At 35.9% G+C, this 17,055-nt stretch carries 17 protein-coding genes; 5 read left to right on the forward strand and 12 right to left on the reverse strand.

What is annotated here, in order from left to right; translation table 11 throughout:
• Nucleotides 1-41 precede the first annotated feature (41 nt).
• Genes M4I44_RS11735 through M4I44_RS11745 form a run of 3 tightly spaced genes read right to left on the reverse strand, consistent with a single transcriptional unit; the run spans nucleotide 42 to nucleotide 2,139 of the window.
• Nucleotides 42-641 (reverse strand): 7-cyano-7-deazaguanine synthase, encoded by a 600-nt coding sequence (locus M4I44_RS11735; protein ID WP_249964817.1) that lies wholly within the window; start codon nucleotides 639-641, stop codon nucleotides 42-44.
• Nucleotides 629-1,819 carry a PfkB family carbohydrate kinase gene (locus tag M4I44_RS11740; RefSeq protein WP_249964818.1) on the reverse strand — a complete coding sequence of 397 codons (1,191 nt, stop codon included), beginning with the start codon at nucleotides 1,817-1,819 and terminating at the stop codon, nucleotides 629-631. The genes M4I44_RS11735 and M4I44_RS11740 overlap by 13 nt, the downstream gene beginning before the upstream one ends.
• Nucleotides 1,820-1,821: 2 nt before the next feature.
• Nucleotides 1,822-2,139 (reverse strand): hypothetical protein, encoded by a 318-nt coding sequence (locus M4I44_RS11745; RefSeq protein ID WP_249964819.1) that lies wholly within the window; start codon nucleotides 2,137-2,139, stop codon nucleotides 1,822-1,824.
• A 422-nt stretch (nucleotides 2,140-2,561) separates the two neighbouring features.
• Between M4I44_RS11745 and prfA the strand changes: the two genes are divergently transcribed.
• Nucleotides 2,562-3,638, forward strand: coding sequence for a peptide chain release factor 1 (gene prfA / locus M4I44_RS11750; protein ID WP_017498542.1), 1,077 nt, complete (start codon nucleotides 2,562-2,564; stop codon nucleotides 3,636-3,638).
• Between the two features lie 318 nt (nucleotides 3,639-3,956).
• Here prfA and M4I44_RS11755 read toward each other — a convergent pair whose 3' ends face one another.
• The 9 genes from M4I44_RS11755 to M4I44_RS11795 form a co-directional block, all read right to left on the reverse strand.
• On the reverse strand, nucleotides 3,957-4,286 hold the full coding sequence (locus tag M4I44_RS11755) for a hypothetical protein (RefSeq protein WP_249964820.1): 330 nt from the start codon (nucleotides 4,284-4,286) through the stop codon (nucleotides 3,957-3,959).
• An 11-nt stretch (nucleotides 4,287-4,297) separates the two neighbouring features.
• The gene (locus M4I44_RS11760) at nucleotides 4,298-4,690 is read right to left on the reverse strand and encodes a hypothetical protein (protein ID WP_089077881.1); all 393 of its coding nucleotides are present in this window, start codon (nucleotides 4,688-4,690) and stop codon (nucleotides 4,298-4,300) included.
• A 35-nt stretch (nucleotides 4,691-4,725) separates the two neighbouring features.
• A complete protein-coding gene (locus M4I44_RS11765; protein WP_017498545.1) occupies nucleotides 4,726-5,010 on the reverse strand; it encodes a YtxH domain-containing protein in 285 nt (94 codons plus the stop codon).
• 44 nt (nucleotides 5,011-5,054) lie between these two features.
• Nucleotides 5,055-5,207: a lmo0937 family membrane protein gene (locus tag M4I44_RS11770; RefSeq protein ID WP_123923494.1), complete on the reverse strand. Its 153-nt coding sequence runs from the start codon at nucleotides 5,205-5,207 to the stop codon at nucleotides 5,055-5,057.
• Between the two features lie 34 nt (nucleotides 5,208-5,241).
• Nucleotides 5,242-5,883, reverse strand: coding sequence for a porin family protein (locus M4I44_RS11775; protein WP_070906926.1), 642 nt, complete (start codon nucleotides 5,881-5,883; stop codon nucleotides 5,242-5,244).
• Between the two features lie 38 nt (nucleotides 5,884-5,921).
• Nucleotides 5,922-6,488, reverse strand: coding sequence for a DUF4142 domain-containing protein (locus M4I44_RS11780; RefSeq protein ID WP_249964821.1), 567 nt, complete (start codon nucleotides 6,486-6,488; stop codon nucleotides 5,922-5,924).
• Between the two features lie 143 nt (nucleotides 6,489-6,631).
• Nucleotides 6,632-8,416 (reverse strand): CHASE3 domain-containing protein, encoded by a 1,785-nt coding sequence (locus M4I44_RS11785; protein WP_249964822.1) that lies wholly within the window; start codon nucleotides 8,414-8,416, stop codon nucleotides 6,632-6,634.
• Nucleotides 8,417-8,426: 10 nt separating this feature from the next.
• Entirely contained in the window at nucleotides 8,427-8,876 is a 450-nt protein-coding gene (locus M4I44_RS11790; protein WP_017498550.1) for a response regulator, read from the reverse strand.
• A 21-nt stretch (nucleotides 8,877-8,897) separates the two neighbouring features.
• Complete coding sequence (locus M4I44_RS11795) at nucleotides 8,898-9,449, reverse strand: AraC family transcriptional regulator (protein WP_017498551.1); 552 nt, start codon at nucleotides 9,447-9,449, stop codon at nucleotides 8,898-8,900.
• Between the two features lie 671 nt (nucleotides 9,450-10,120).
• Between M4I44_RS11795 and M4I44_RS11800 the strand changes: the two genes are divergently transcribed.
• The 4 genes from M4I44_RS11800 to katG all read left to right on the forward strand — a co-directional run bounded on the left by M4I44_RS11800 (nucleotide 10,121) and on the right by katG (nucleotide 16,899).
• On the forward strand, nucleotides 10,121-12,304 hold the full coding sequence (locus tag M4I44_RS11800; RefSeq protein WP_249964823.1) for a DUF5723 family protein: 2,184 nt from the start codon (nucleotides 10,121-10,123) through the stop codon (nucleotides 12,302-12,304).
• 115 nt (nucleotides 12,305-12,419) lie between these two features.
• The gene (pyrF, locus tag M4I44_RS11805; RefSeq protein ID WP_017498554.1) at nucleotides 12,420-13,241 is read left to right on the forward strand and encodes an orotidine-5'-phosphate decarboxylase; all 822 of its coding nucleotides are present in this window, start codon (nucleotides 12,420-12,422) and stop codon (nucleotides 13,239-13,241) included.
• A gap of 134 nt (nucleotides 13,242-13,375) precedes the next feature.
• On the forward strand, nucleotides 13,376-14,176 hold the full coding sequence (locus M4I44_RS11810) for an ABC transporter substrate-binding protein (RefSeq protein ID WP_249964824.1): 801 nt from the start codon (nucleotides 13,376-13,378) through the stop codon (nucleotides 14,174-14,176).
• 518 nt (nucleotides 14,177-14,694) lie between these two features.
• Nucleotides 14,695-16,899: a catalase/peroxidase HPI gene (katG, locus tag M4I44_RS11815; RefSeq protein ID WP_256472107.1), complete on the forward strand. Its 2,205-nt coding sequence runs from the start codon at nucleotides 14,695-14,697 to the stop codon at nucleotides 16,897-16,899.
• The last annotated feature ends 156 nt before the right edge of the window (nucleotides 16,900-17,055 follow it).

Below are 17,055 nucleotides of genomic sequence, written 5' to 3' on the forward strand. Positions count from 1 at the left end.
GAGCGTCTCGCTCGTGTAAATACTGATGGTACAATGTTTTTTTATTCCAGATTAATTTCATACCTAACTTTAAGTTGCTTTATGCAACCGGAACACTTTCCACAAGCAATATTTGAGATATGACAAGAGTGAGCAATACTTAATAATTCCAAAGGGACATTAAATTTATTTACTAGCTCATGGCTAAAAAAATCCAAGGTTGGACATAATACACGAATTTTTCCTTCTTGAAAAGAGACAAGTTTATCGGATAACTTATAAAAAACCTCTGTCCCATCCTTATGAAAATTATCTGATTTTACTGATGCCAAATAGAGTTCAGAAATACCGTCTTTTATCCCTTGCATAGAAGCTAAAGTAATTAATAGCTGATTTCTAAATGGCCACCATTCTTCAGAAGGCGAAATACTTAAATTTTCTGAGTTTGCTAAAGTACCGGTTCCTAGGTTTTTACAATCAACTCTAATTACTTTATGTTGAATTCCTAATTTTTGACAAACAAAATCAGAAACATAAATTTCTCTCTCAGCAACTGTTTGACCATAATCAATTGTATAAGCAATATCAGGCTTGAGATTATATGCTAAGCATATTGAATCAACTCCACCGGATAATAAAAGCGCCTTTTTTATAGATTCCATATTGTTTGATAGATTGCAGTTGTTAGATGTTGATAAAAATGAATATTGGCTGGTTTGAGCATTAAAAGTTTATCATCATCACAAGTTCTATGATATCCAATCATTTTTTTTCCTTTAGCCAATGAATAGCCGGATTCAATTAATGTACCTGAATCAAGGTTATCTAAAACACAAAAAATTATATCAGAATTCTCGATACCTTCTAGATCTTTTTTGGCTATAATTGCATCTTCGCCTAAGCCAATATCATGAAATGGTGAGAAAACTTTAATTCCAAAAGATAAAAAAGCAAAACGTATCTTATCGATCAAAATAAGTTCCGCAATTGAGAAAAATGGAGATGCTAAATAAACTTGCTTTTCTGAAAACGCTGGGTTGTTAAATTCTGGATAATTAAAAACATCTAAGGTTGATGTTTCAACATATACTTTTTTATCACAATAAATTGCCGTCGATCGGGATGCATATATGGCTGAATCTTCTAATGATAAACCTTTCATCATCCAATAATAGCCAAAGCTTGCTGTGAATATATCACCAGAACCGATTTTATTTACATTATTAGTAATGTAAGAAGGAATTTTTACTTCCTTACCTTTCAAATATAAAGTTGCTCCAAATGGTCCATTTTTTATAATAAATGCTTTTGCTTGTTCCGAATTAAAAAAGTAGTTTTTGATTTCTTCAATATCTTTAGAAAAAGCGATGGATGATGCCTCATTTTTATTAACTATATATACAAGTTCTTCAGCTTTACCAAATTCACTAAATTTTTTAGGTTTTATAGGGGTTTGTGGGTCATAAACAACTTTATTTCCAGATAATGTAAAATCTGTTTCTAACATACCAAAGGCAATAAGATTTTCAGACTTTATGTTTATTTGCTCAGCTTTTTGTATAGTAAGCAAATGCGGAAATATAGTTGGCTGGTCTAGAGAAAAGCTATATTTAAATGTTATTATTTCATCACATTCTTTACATTCAAAAGTAAACCCATTGTAAACTTTTTTATTTTCATTAAGATATCCAATGATATTACTGTTTCCTACAGTTTCAAAATGTGCATTGCAGTCATTTTCTAGAAGAAATTTTGTTGCGCGAAAACCAGAGCCATAAATTTCGATTGAAATATCATCATAATCGATTTCTCGATAAGTTCCACCAACAACTGTTATCATATTTATTTCCTTGTTATTTGCACACGACATGCAGGTGAATTTATACTTAATATTTCTGCTTTATATAATGATCCATTTTTAATGCAGTCAATTATATCTGGGGTATTTAAATGAAGAATAGCTCCCAGTATTTCTCCATCTCCATCTTCCAATAACAAAGATTCATTTTTCCCAAGTACAATTTCTAAAAGATCTCCTATTTTACGCTTTTCAAGTACTTTGATATTTAAAGAAGAAACAGTATTTGTGATAATACTTGTATAACAATCAAATTTAGTTCGTTGTGGTGGTTGATATCCACCTCCTCCTGATCCACTCATAAACTAGTTTTTTAAATTTTAGTTAATTTATATTTTTTCTTAAAATTGATGTTTTTGAATTAAGTCTTCGCAAATGACAAACATCGTTTTTATTTTAAATTAATCACCAAGTGAAAACACCTGATTTTATTTTTGTTAAAACTAAGTCTTTTACATTCAGTAATTTTACGGAAATCCATAAACACCTTAATAAATCTAAAACCCCTAGCCCTGATAGCAGCGGCATCCTTTTTAGGCAAACGGAAATTTCTAAAATTAAACCATAAAAGTTCTGCCTAAAAAGATACAGCGGATAGCAGGAACAAGCTCCTAAAAACCATCCTGATTCGACTAAATTTCAATCTCAAAAAACCTAAAAAATCAATACTAGAATTTTCGGTAAAAATTTTGTAATTTTGCGGTCCAATAAAAGGAATTAGAAAATGTTAGATAGACTTCAATATGTAAAGCAGCGTTTTGATGAGATTTCGGATTTGATTATTCAGCCGGATGTTATTGCTGATCAAAAGCGTTATGTGCAACTCAACCAGGAATATAAAAGCATCAAAGCTTTGGTTGAAAAAAGAGAAGAATACATTCTTGTTTTAGCGAATATTGACGAAGCAAACGAAATTATTGCTGACGGAAGCGATGCAGATATGGTTGAAATGGCCAAAATGCAATTGGACGAAGCAAAAGAACGCTTGCCGCAACTGGAGGAGGAAATCAAATTTATGTTGATTCCTAAAGATCCTGAAGATGCTAAAAATGTCATGGTGGAGATTCGCGCCGGAACGGGTGGGGACGAAGCAAGTATTTTTGCAGGGGATTTATTCAGAATGTATACTAAATACTGCGAGTCACAAGGTTGGAGAACTTCTGTGGTGGATATGAACGAAGGTACTTCGGGAGGTTTCAAAGAGGTTATTTTTGAAGTTACCGGAGAAGATGTGTACGGAACCCTGAAATTTGAAGCTGGTGTGCACCGTGTACAACGTGTTCCGCAAACCGAAACTCAAGGTCGTGTGCATACTTCGGCAGCAACGGTAATGGTTTTACCGGAAGCGGAAGAGTTTGATGTACAAATCGATATGAACGACGTTCGTGTAGATTTCTTCTGTTCGTCAGGACCTGGAGGACAGTCGGTAAATACGACGAAATCGGCCGTACGTTTAACGCACATTCCTACAGGATTGGTGGCGCAATGTCAGGATCAGAAATCACAGCATAAAAATAAAGATAAAGCGTTAACGGTTTTACGTTCTCGTTTGTACGAAATGGAATTGGCTAAAAAACAAGAGGAAGACGCTACAAAACGTAGTTCTCAGGTAAGTTCGGGTGACCGTTCGGCTAAGATTCGTACGTACAACTACGCACAAGGTCGTGTAACCGATCATCGTGTGGGACTAACATTATACGATTTAGGAAACATCATGAATGGTGATATTCAGAAAATTGTTGCCGAGCTTCAATTGGTAAACAATATGGAGAAACTGAAGGAAGCGTCGGAGGTGTTCTAAGATACTAAGATTCTGAGACGCTAAGTTTCTAAGGTTTTAGGTGCAGAGATATAAAGGTTTCTGAAAATAGATATATAAAAAAGGAGTGTTTCATTGTTTTTGAAACACTCCTTTTTTTATTGTTTATATGGATTACAGCTTGAAAACGGTTGCTGTAGAATGAAATAATTTTGTGTGATTTAGGCCGAAAATTAGGTTTTCTAAATCTCTCAGCATTTTTTGTGGAGGATGTAAACACATCCAAAAAACCTTTGTCCCTTTGAACCTAAAATATAGGTCACAGATCTTAGAATCTTAGCATCTCAGAGCCTCAGTATCTTAGGAATTCCCCGATTTCGAAACCACATTGGTAACAAAAAGCTGTAATAACGATCCGAAGATGTTTTTGAAAGTCGAGGTGCTTTTGCCAACGACAAATCTTTTGGCCAGATAACCAATTCCGATACTAATAGCCGACTGTGCAAGATCGCTCTTAAATCCAACCGTTTCGTTGATTTCTTCAACAGTGCTACGAATCAGGTTAAGAGGTTTTAAATGCTCTTTAATGTCATCGATTTCGTCTTTAATGGCACACCATTCGGCATTTTGTTGGTGTTCTAAAAGCTGAATTTTCCGGTCTAGTGAATCAAGGGTGTAAATAGTTTCCATGACAGTCTTTTTTAGTTTTTTGATTGACCTGAATCACAAGGAACTTCTTGTTTTGTTTCTTTTAAAATGCTCGAAACAATCATGTTTCCGATAGGGGTTTTAATAAGCTTGTGATGCGATTTGTGCAGTACAATGGCGACTATTAAGTAAAACAAGGCCAGTATAAAAAAACCGTAATAGCTTTCTCCAAGTTTTTTTCCAATCCATAAACTGATTCCAATATTAAGGAACAAAGTAAAAAATGCAACAACAGCGCCAACTGCGATCCTGGAGGTCAATGTTGATAAAACATCTGCCGATGCTGATACCGTTTTGAGTTTGATTAATTCTAAACTCGTTTTGGTATAGTTCTCTGCTTTCTCGTAAAGATTTAAGTTCTCGTTTGTTGTTGCATTTGATTCCATAATAAAGGGGGTGTTTAGGATTTAAATTTCACCTTTTAATAGTTCGATTTTACCGCTTTGGCTTCGTCCTTAAGGGTGTTGAAGTCCTCTTTTGCCTGGCTGAATTTTGCTTTTCCCTCTTCAATAATTTCTTTCCCGTTTGACTTAATAGTACTAACGATTCCGTCAAATTTGGTTTTTATATTATCTCCGTAGTCTTTAGACTTGTCTGATATTTTTTTTCTGGTATTTGATCCTTTGTCCGGTGCAAATAAAACTCCTAAAACTGCTCCCGCTGCTGCGGCTCCTAATATTCCTAAAATTGTGGTGCTCGTTTTCATAATATTCGATTTAGTAATTAATATATAGTGCTTAATAGTGTTTATTAAATTTCACGGCCTTTAATGAGCCTCAATAATATGGCAATAACTGCAATGACCAATAAAATATGAATGATACTTCCAAGGCTGTAAACAAAAAAGCCCAATGCCCAAAGAATGACCAGTACCAACGCGATTGTGTATAGTAGATTTGACATGATTTTTGTATTTAGGTTTAATTGAATCGTTTTCTTAGTTTAACTTATACGAAAGGTATAAAGTAAGGTTGCTGTTTTTGGCATCCGGAAAAGTGTATGTTGTTCCGGCTACCGTTCTTTCTTTTCCAATAGTAGTTAGCCCGTAGTTGTAACGTAATCCGATGCTTATTGGGTCAAAGTCGACTCCAACTCCCGCAGATAAACCGGCGTCAAACTTGTTCAGGTCATTGGTGTCAATTTCTTGTTCGAAGTTAAAGTCACCTCTGCCAGTTACTTTTGAGCTTACCAAATAAGAGGCGTAACCACCAGCATGAACGTTAAAGTTTCTGGTGATATTTACTCTAACCAATAAAGGAACTTCGATGTAGTTGAGTCTGAATTTTGAATCTCCGCTGGCAAGAGCGTTATTGTATTCCAATTTGGCTCCTTTTGTAGTGAATAGGATTTCAGGCTGAATAGCAATGAAATCAGAGATGGGTAAAGTGGCGTAAAGACCGGCATTGAAACCGTATAATATGTTTTCGTCATTGGCATCACTAGAATACAAATTCGACATGTTGAACCCTCCTTTGATTCCATACTCAGGATTTACATTATTGTTCTGAGCGTGCAGCATTCCAAACGATGCTGTTAAGAAAAGGGTTAAGGCGCATAAAAAATTTGGGTACATTTTCATAGTTAGATAGTTTAGTTAATAATAGCGTATACAGGCGTTTAGATTACTATTCTTGATTTTTGAATTTCTCTGACAAACTCATATTGTTTTGGCAGGTATTGCAGTACCATTTCTAAAATAATCTGATCGTTCGTTTCCTTTGAAATCGATTCGAGCAATCTGATCTCTTCTTCTAAAGAGGCATTCATAGAATCCAGATAAGCCGCATTGAAATTGGTTTCGTTGGCATCAATTAAATCGTATAAATCCCGCTTATGGGTGGCATTGATTTCGGTAATAATGATCAGCTTTTTATTGGCCAGAGTTGTGATCTCTTGTAAGAGCTGATTTTGATTGATTTCGATTTGTTTGCTTACTTCCAGTATGTTATTGTCAGAACTTTTTTGTTGTGCAATTTGACTTTTAGAAATAATAGTTTGACTTGCATTTGCCGCTGCGATAAAAAAAAAGGCTTCAATTTCTTCTTTTTCATTTTTGGTAAAAGCCTCATTTTTTAAAGAAGTTGCTACTGGGTAGTTTTTTTTACAGGACGAAACAAAAACTAGTACACACAATAGGAATATTGTTCTTAAAAAAAATGCTTTTACTCGGGGAATTGCTTTCATTATTACTTCATAAAGTATTACTTTACAAAGATGGCAACGAATGGAGGATTTTGCTTTACACCAAAAAAAAGAAACGTTATATAATTCCCATAAAAGATTTATATAACGTTTGTTATGTGGTTTTTAAAGATTTTTTTGAGGGGTTAATCCGGAAGAAAAATCGTAAATATTGAACCCTGGTCAGGTTGACTGTCGGCTATGATATATCCTTTGTGATTGTCGACAATTTTTTTGCAAATGGCCAGGCCAATTCCTGTTCCGGGATAATCTGTTTTAGAATGAAGACGCTGAAACAATACAAAAATAGTTTCCTTAAACTGAGGGTCAAAGCCCATTCCGTTATCTGTAAAAGTTATTTTGTAGTATTTTTTTACATTCTGATCTAATAGTTCACGATAATCTACCGAAAATACTTTTTGACTTTCAATGGTAATTTCGGGAGCAACATTCGGACGGTTGTATTTTAAAGAATTCCCGATGAGGTTAATAAAAAGCTGTTCGATCTGATACGGAATGACGGCCAGTTTAGGCAATTTTGTAGACGTAATAATCGCTTTTTTCTCGTCGATCATTTCGGTTAATTCAGCTTCGGCATTTTTAAGCAATTCATTTAAATTTGATTTAATGAATTCTTTTTTGGTGGTATTTGTTCTTGAAAACAACAATAAATCATCAATTAAAACACGCATTCTTTTGGCCGAAATCTCAATTTTAGCAATATAATCATTGGCATTTTGAGACATAACAGCTTTGTCGGCATCTGAAATTCGGGAGATAAAAGTCTGAATTTTTCGAAGAGGTTCCTGTAAATCGTGACTCGCAACGTGGTTGAAAGAAGCCAGTTCCTTATTGCTGTTTTCGAGTTCGACGTTACGTGCCTGAAGTTCTATGTTGAGTAAGTGCTCATCGGTAATATCAAAGTTGATTCCCAGTAGAATTTTGCTTCCCTGTTCGTCAGTCAATAATTTTCCTGTCGTTTTAAAATGCCTCACTTCTTGGGTAGGAAGTACAATTTTGTAATAAACAAAAGGCAGTTGCTTATAGTTTAGGATTCCTTTCATTGACTTTGCTACCGTTTCTTTATCATCCGGGTGCACAAAGTTTAAAAAGGTGCCTTTTTCGGGAACAAAAGCATTAGGTTCGTAGCCCAGCAGGCGATATTGATTGTCGGAATAGTCTATTTTGTTGGTGTCTAAATCCCATTGCCAGGTACTGAATTTACCAATAGCTTCAGATTCAGCCATCAGTTTTCCGGAGATTAAAAGCTGCTTGTTGAAGACTTTCAGGCGTTCGAAATCACGACTAATTTGTCGGTAAGCCAATAGAATAAAGCTTAAAGCAACCAGAAACAGTGAAATAGAAAAAAGCGGACTCAGGGAAATTTCGGCATCGTAGATTTTTAGTCTTTTGGCCAAATCAGTTTTTTCGATATCATTCATTTCGTCTACTTTAAAACGAATGTTTTCCATCAAAATTCGTCCGCCAAACAAATGATTGTCGAGTTTTCGCTTGTCATAGGTTTTGGGATCGCTGTATTTAAGGCAATTTTCAAACGAAACAAAACGCTGAATGATGAGCTTGAATAAGTTTTGAAGATTTTTCTGCTGTCGCGGATTGTCTTTTGTTAACTTTTTTAAATTAATGAACGAAGTGTTTACCTTGTCGCGCGAATAAATGTAAGGAGTCAGGAAACGGGCATTGCGGGTGATGATATAGCCGCGCTGTCCCGTTTCGGCATCCTTAATAGCCGACATTAACCTTTCTAACTGAATGTTAATTTCATACGTATGCATCACCAGCTTACTGGACTCATTCAGGTCCTGATTGTGCTTGTGAGCAATAGAAGAAAGAAATAACAGAATGAAAACTGCGATTACAAAAATAACTCTCAGTGAGTTTGAGGAATTAAAATTTGGGATCCACTTCATTGATTTCCTACTATTTTAGTCGCAACAGAAAATTATCACGATTTAACCCTGAGGTATGATAGTGCCAGTTTACAGTAACGACTTCATTAATTATTTTTTTCAGATTGTTAAAATCACTTGGTTTTTTAATGTAAATATTGGCGCCCTGAATAAAAGTATCTTCAATGTCTTCTTCCGAAGAGGAAGTAGAGTAGATTGCAATGATAATGTCTTTTAAACGTTCTGTTTTTTTAATCTCGATCAGGCATTCTTTTCCGGTTTTTTTCGGCATGTTCAAATCCAGGAATAAAATATCGGGTAAAGCATTGTCAGGATTCATTAAATGGTCCATTAATTGCATTCCGTCATGCGCAAATTCTACTTTAGTCTGAATCTTTATCTCTTCAAAAGCATCTTTAAAAAAAAGGCGATCGTCCTCATCATCGTCAGCCAATAAAATGTGTAATGCGTTTTTTTGCATTTTAATATAGGTATTTGTATTTTATTTTAAATTCTCTCTTCGTTTCTTAATAATTCGCTGAAAAGCCGATGGCGTAATTCCGGTGGTGTTTTTAAACTGTGTACTCAGGTGCGCTACACTGGAGTAGTTGAGTAAAAAAGCAATTTCGGTCAGGCTCATTTCGTTGATAATAATTAATTGTTTTGCTCTTTCAATTTTTTGTAAAATAATAAAATTTTCGATAGACGAATAGGTTACTTCCGAAAATACATTCGATAGGTACCCATAGCTATGATTGAGTTTTTCGGCCAAAAACACAGAACTTTTGTAATTGTTACTGTCTTCCATAAAGACAAGTTCAATAATAGCGTCCTTTATTTTTTGTACCAAAACACTTTTTTGGTTTTCTACCACTTCAAAACCACAAGGGCTCAGTTTCTCTTTTAAGGCCTCGAGTGCCTCGGCATCAAGGTTGTTATTGAGCTCAATTTCACCAAACCCCAAAGTGGTAAAGCTTACATTGTGCTGGTCCAGATTGTGTTTTAAAAAAAGCGAGCAAATGGTGTTAATGTCGAACTTTATAAATAGTTTCATTTAATGAAAATTTGGTTAAAGATACTTAATTTAATTTTGGTTCTGTCGTTTAACAATTGTTAGAAATTTACTAATATTTCAACTAACTCGTTGGCAGTAATCCGGAAAAATACTATTCAATACATCAAGACATCGTTTTTAGTATAAAAAAATACCGTCTAATATTTATACTAGACGGTATTCCGATTGAGTCAGAAAGGGTTGCAAATCTGAAAGGATTTGATGAAATTCTTCTTCTACTTTTCCCTGCTTTTGCTAAAGTTTACTATCCATTTTAGCTCCGGCAAACATCAAATCATCATGCTTCAGAGTTGCGTATTTTGCTTCAGTATTCCTTCTTAAACTCATTCCGCTTTTATGCTATTCCTGCAAAATCATTAAGCAGTAATAGTAATGTAAAATTGCGAATTATTTGCCTTTTTCCTGTTATATCTATTTAAAGAAGTGTTGCATAATTCACATTTTACACTTTTAAAAGTGATAAAGGAAATTAATAGATGCTGTTATAATTATTTGATTAAAGAGTACTTATGAAAAGCAGAAAGAGAGTCTTTAGATTCATGTGAAAAAAATGTTAAAAAAGTTACAGGAATTCAATGTTTACGTAACCTGTTTGTAATTCAAATAGTGTAGTTTTGCCGCCGAATTTACCTAAAACAAAACAAATTTTAATGAAAAAAACTTTACTCAGTTTATTACTTATTGCGATTACTTTTTCAGCCAAATCTCAGTCTTATTTGGGATATACGCATGATAATTATGCAGGTGTTCAAAGTGTTCTTTTTAATCCGGCTTCTATTGCCGATTCTCGTTTTAAAACCGATATTAATCTGTTTTCAGTCAGTGGGACAGTAGCAAATGATCTTTATGGTGTTCGCCTTTTTGATGTGTATAAAAAAGGATATGATTTTGACAAGCAGTCGATCATGACACCGGCTAACTCCAATAATGGTTTGGTTAATTTTGATATCATGGGGCCTTCTTTCATGTTTAATATTGCTCCAAAACATACAATCGCTGTTTTTACAAGAGCCAGATCTGTTACTAATGCTTATAATGTTAATGGTAGCCTTGTAAATGAAGTGAAAAATGGTTTAGACCATGCCAGTAACTTTAATTTCAACTTAGGCAATCCAAATGCAGTTTCGCATTCATGGGGAGAGCTTGGTGTTTCGTATGCTGCGGTTTTATGGCAAAACGATCAACATTTCTTAAAAGGAGGTTTAACAGCAAAATATCTTCAGGGTGGTGTAAACGGTTATACTCAGGGCAGAGGTGTGAAAGTTGCATTTGTGGAGAACAAAGCCAATCCGAGAGCCAGCACGCTTTTTTCTGAAGGAGAAGTAACCGTAGGAGCAAGCCAGGACTTTGATGCTAATGAAGATTACAAGTTTGATGCTAATTCAAATGGTTTAGGTTTTGATTTTGGACTTGTTTACGAATGGAGACCTGAGTACAAGAAATACGATTTAAACAAAGCAACCAGAGCCGACAATAACTTTCGTGATTTGAACAAATACAAAGTACGTTTTGGTCTTTCGGTTACCGATATTGGTTCGATCAATTACAAGAACTCAAAATTAGATACCTATAATGTTACCGGAGTGGTAACAGAGAAAATGATCAACGATGCTGATAACTTATATGATTTCCTAAACGAGCATTATACAAAAGTTTCGACTTCAAAAGGAGTTAGAACCAGTTTACCAACAGCAATTCACGCTGATGTAGATTGGAACATGTACAGAAAATTCTATTTAAACTTAAATGGAGATATCAGTATGGTGAGTGATTCTAAATTAAACGGAAGCAGTATTGCCAATCGTGTGAGTTTAACGCCTCGTTACGAAAGCAGATGGTTTAGTTTTTATGTACCGATGACCTGGATGGAATACAGCGGAATGCAGGTAGGATCAGGAATTCGTTTAGGAGCTTTCTTTATTGGTTCAGGTTCTGTTTTGACGAATCTGGTTTCAAAAGAATCCAAAGCGGTTGATTTTCATCTTGGGGTAAAAATTCCGGTTTATCAGAAGAAATTCAAAGATACGGATGAAGACGGAGTAATTGATAAAGAAGACTCTTGTAGAAAAGTAGCAGGTCCGGAAGAAAATAACGGTTGTCCATGGCCGGATACAGATGGAGACAAAGTTTTTGATAAAGATGACGTTTGCCCAAGTGTTGCAGGTCCTGTAGAAAATAAAGGATGTCCTTGGAAAGATAGTGATGGTGATACTTTATTAGACAATGTAGATGCTTGTCCTGCAGTTGCCGGTCCGGTAGAAAACAAAGGTTGTCCTTGGCCGGATACTGATAAAGATGGTGTTTTAGACAAAGACGACGCTTGTCCGGATGTTGCTGGTCCTGCAGAAAATAAAGGATGCCCTGTTTTAGATGCTGATAAAGACGGAGTTTTAGATAAAGATGACGCTTGCCCGTTAGTGTATGGTCCTGCAGAAAATAATGGTTGTCCTAAAGTTACAAAAGAAACATTAGCACAATTGAAAGTAGAGGCGAAGTCTATCTTCTTTACAACCGGAAAAGCAACTTTAAGTGACGCCAGAAAAGGAGAAACTTCAGGTAGATTAGACGCGATTAAAGAGATTCTGAAAAACTATCCAAATGCTAAGTTTGCAATCAACGGACATACCGATAACATAGGAAATCCAAAAGCCAACAAGAAATTATCTGAGGCAAGAGCAAAAGTAGTAATGGAGGCTTTGATTGAAAAAGGAGTAAATCCGGCTAACTTAAGTTCACAAGGATTTGGATCTGCAAAACCGGTTCAGTCTAATAAAACGGCTAAAGGAAGAGCAGAAAACAGAAGAACAGAAATTGTATATTTAGGTAATTTGTAAGCCTAAACAGAATATAAAACCAAAAAGCCATTCGTAATTGAATGGCTTTTTTTATTTTTGCATACTTCTAAAATAGAATTATTTCTACTCTGTTTGGAGAACTAAAAAATCAAGAATGACAACACAACAACTACACGAACAAATTCTTTTAAAAAAATCATTTTTATGCGTTGGATTAGATCCTGATCTGACTAAAATTCCGCCACATTTATTAGAAACCGAAGATCCAATTTTTGAGTTCAATAAAGCAATAATTGATGCGACGCACGATTTAGCGGTAGGCTACAAGCCGAACACTGCTTTTTTTGAGGCTTACGGATTAAAAGGATGGCTTTCACTTCAGAAAACCATAAACTACATCAACGAGAATTTTCCAGAAATGTTTACCATTGCCGATGCAAAACGTGGAGACATCGGTAATACATCAAGCATGTATGCCAAAGCTTTTTTTGAAGATTTGAATTTCGACAGTGTAACCGTTGCTCCTTATATGGGGAAAGATTCGGTCGAGCCTTTCCTGGCTTTTGAAAACAAACATACGATTATGCTGGCTTTGACTTCAAACGAAGGAGCATTTGATTTTCAGACGTTAAACGTTAACGGAAAGGAATTATACAAACAAGTTTTGGAGACGTCTAAAACCTGGAAAAATAGCCACAACCTTATGTATGTGGTAGGCGCTACAAAAGCAGAATACTTTACTGAAATCAGGAAAATTGTCCCTGATAATTTCTTACTGGTACCGGGAATTGGAGCTCAGGGCGGAAGTTTATCTGAAGTTTGCAAATACGGAATGAATGATAAAGTAGGTTTGTTAGTCAATTCAGCGAGAGCCATTATCTATGCTTCAAAAGGAACTGACTTTGCTGAAAAAGCAAGAGAAGAAGCTCTGAAAGTTCAAAAAGAAATGGAAGAGATTATTAACTCTAAGGTTTAAATAACTTTATAAATAGATTAACCGCAAAGTTCGCAAAGGTTTTTCGCAAGGTTCGCAAAAAAAGCTTTGCGTTCGTAGCGCAATCCTTTGCGAACTTTGCGGTTTAAGAACTTGAAACCTGAAACAAAATAGACATGAAACAGTTACAAGATCAGCTTGGTACCTTACATACTTTCGAAACAGCTCCAAAAAGAATTATTTCGTTAGTTCCTTCTCAAACTGAATTGCTATACGATTTAGGTTTAGAAGAAAAAATAGTGGGGATAACAAAGTTCTGCGTGCATCCGTATCATTTTAAGTCGACTAAAAAAATGGTTGGAGGAACGAAGAAGATTCATTTTGAAAAGATAAAATTGCTCCAGCCCGATATTATCATTTGCAACAAAGAAGAAAATACGCCCGAGATTGTAGCGCAGTTAAGTACTATTTGCCCGGTTTGGGTGACCAATATTGTTTCAATTGAAGATAATTTTCAAATGATTTCTGATTTTGGACAGCTTTTCAATTGCAGAACCGAAGCTCAGAAATGGAACAATAAATTGCTCTTTGCTTTAAACGATTTTAAAAAATACGTTCAGGACATTCCTGAGAAAAAGGCGGCTTACTTTATTTGGAAGAATCCTTATATGGCAGCAGGAAATGATACCTATATTAATGAGTTATTAAAACTGAATCACTTTCAGAATATTTACGGTGATAAAGGCCGCTATCCGGAAATTGAACTCAGAAAAATGCGTCTGGAAGGCGATCCTGATTTGGTTTTTCTTTCTTCAGAGCCTTATCCATTCAAAGAAGAAGATGCTTTTGAAATAGGACGTTTTACTCATCATGCTAAAACTATTTTCGTCGATGGCGAAATGTTCTCCTGGCACGGAAGCCGATTGTTAAAGGCTTTTCCATACTTCAAATTACTACACGAAAGACTTAGAAATTAGTTTCAGGTTTCAAGTTTCAAGTTTCAGGTTTTCTTTGTTTCAAGTTGTTGGAGCGTATATTTTGACGCAAAAACTTTAGCAAATTTGCGGTTAAACTATGTTCAAAGTGTAGCAACTTGAAACCTGAAACCTGAAACAAAAAAGGTAGCAAATTAGCAAAAAAAAAAATGCCGGCATCTCGAAGACGCCGGCATCATTTAACTAACCAAAACCAAAATAATAAATAACCAGTTTATTACACTACAAAGATCCAACTTATATGGATGTTTTGCTGTTAAGGTTTTGTTATTACTTTGTTGGACATAAGTTAAGATTCTTTAATGTGCTGTTTTGAGCTTTCTGTAGTGTTAAATAATTTTTGGCTATTAAAATATAAAAACAATCAATTTTGTTTATTAATATCGCAAAGATAAGTTTGTATATTTGATAAAGTGTTATATATCAAGGATGTGTGATTTCTTAAAAAAATTAGCATTTGATATAAAACAGTTAATTCTAATCAAAAAAAACAGAAAACAATGAGTGATTCAAACGAAAGTAAATGTCCTTTCCATAATGGACAAATGAAAGAAACTGCTGGTACAGGAACCTCTAATAAAGATTGGTGGCCAAATCGTTTAAATTTAAATATACTGCGTCAGCATTCTAGTTTGTCGGATCCGATGGAAAAAGATTTTAACTATGCGGAAGCATTTAAAACGTTAGACCTGAATGCGGTTAAAAAAGATCTTTTTGACCTGATGAAAGATTCGCAGGATTGGTGGCCGGCAGATTATGGTCATTATGGTCCTTTATTTATTCGTATGGCGTGGCACAGTGCAGGAACGTATCGTATATCAGACGGTCGTGGAGGTGCAAGTTCGGGGAATCAGCGTTTTGCTCCTCTTAACAGCTGGCCGGACAACGGGAATTTAGATAAAGCACGTTTTTTACTTTGGCCAATCAAACAGAAGTATGGAAACAAAATTTCCTGGGCCGATTTGATGATCTTAACAGGTAACTGCGCTTTAGAATCTATGGGATTTAAGACTTTTGGATTTGCAGGTGGAAGAGAAGATGTTTGGGAACCGGAACAGGATGTGAACTGGGGTTCAGAAATAGAATGGTTGGCTACCAGTGATAAACCATTTAGCAGGTATAGCGGTGATAGAAATCTGGAGAATCCGCTTGCGGCTGTACAAATGGGATTAATATATGTAAACCCTGAAGGCCCGGATGGTAACCCGGATCCACTAGGTTCTGGTAGAGATATTAGAGAGACTTTTGCAAGAATGGCAATGGATGATGCAGAAACTGTGGCATTAGTAGCGGGAGGTCATACATTCGGAAAAGCGCATGGTGCCGGTGATGCAGCATTAGTCGGAGCGGAGCCGGAAGGTGCCAGCATAGAACAAATGGGAATGGGCTGGAAAAGCAGTTTTGGCAGCGGAGTAGGCGGAGATGCTATTACCAGTGGGATTGAAGGAGCCTGGAAACCAAATCCGACTACCTGGGATAATGGTTTTTTTGAAACGTTGTTTAAGTACGATTGGAAATTAACCAAAAGTCCTGCAGGAGCACATCAGTGGACGCCAACAGATGAAAGCGCTGCTACAACAGTAGAAGATGCTCACAATCCGGCCAAACGACATGCTCCGATGATGACAACAGCAGATATGGCACTGAAATTAGATCCTATTTACGCACCAATTTCAAGAGACTATTTCGAGAATTTCGACAAATTTGCTGATGCTTTTGCGAGAGCATGGTACAAACTGACGCACAGAGATTTGGGGCCGGTTTCTCGTTATTTAGGGCCTGAAGTTCCAAGTGAAATATTAATTTGGCAAGACCCGATTCCTGCTGCTAAAGGCGAGTTGAGTTATAATGATATTGCTGCTTTAAAAGATAAAATTCTTTCCAGCGGACTTTCTATTTCAGAATTGGTAAATACGGCTTGGGCATCAGCTTCTACATTCCGAGGTTCGGATAAACGTGGAGGGGCTAATGGCGCCCGTATTCGCTTTGAACCGCAAATTAGCTGGGAAGTTAATGGAGGAGGACAAGTAAAAAAGGTATTGGCTGTTTTAGAAACCATACAAAATGATTTTGCTAATTCAGGAAAATCAGTATCTATTGCCGATTTAATTGTTTTAGGAGGATCTGCAGCTATTGAAAAAGCAGCATCAAATGCCGGTTTATCTGTTGATGTTCCTTTTACACAAGGAAGAGGTGATGCTACCTTAGAGCAAACAGATGTACATTCGTTTGAAGTATTAGAGCCAAAAGCAGATGGATTCCGAAACTATAAAAGTGCAAAAACAGGAGCCATTACCGAAGAACTTTTAATAGACAAAGCACAATTATTAACCTTATCTGTACCTGAAATGACAGTGTTGGTGGGAGGTTTGAGAGTGTTGAATGCTAACTATGACGGTTCTAAACACGGTGTGTTTACTGCAAATAGAGAAACATTAAGTAATGATTTCTTCATAAACCTGTTAGATTTAAGAACGGCCTGGAAAGCCACTGACGAAACCGGTGAAGTTTTTGAAGGACGTAATCGTACTACGGGAGAGGTTAAATGGACAGCAACCCGTGCCGATCTTATATTTGGCTCTAATTCTGAACTTCGTGCCTTAGCTGAGGTATACGCAAGCAGTGATGCCAAAGGGAAATTTGTTAAAGATTTTGTCTCAGCATGGACTAAAGTAATGAATCTGGACCGATTTGATGTACGTTAATAAAAAGGTTCTGAGGTTCTGAGGTTCTGAGAAGCAGAGGCTCAAAGGAACAAAGATTTTCCTCTTAAATAAACAAACCCGACAGGTTTTTAAAACCTGTCGGGTTTACTTTTTTTTAATATACGTTCAAAACTCAAAACCTTTGTCCCTTTGAGC

It is taken from the genome of Flavobacterium sp. B183 (assembly GCF_023539155.1).
Classification (GTDB): Bacteria; Bacteroidota; Bacteroidia; order Flavobacteriales; family Flavobacteriaceae; genus Flavobacterium; species Flavobacterium tructae.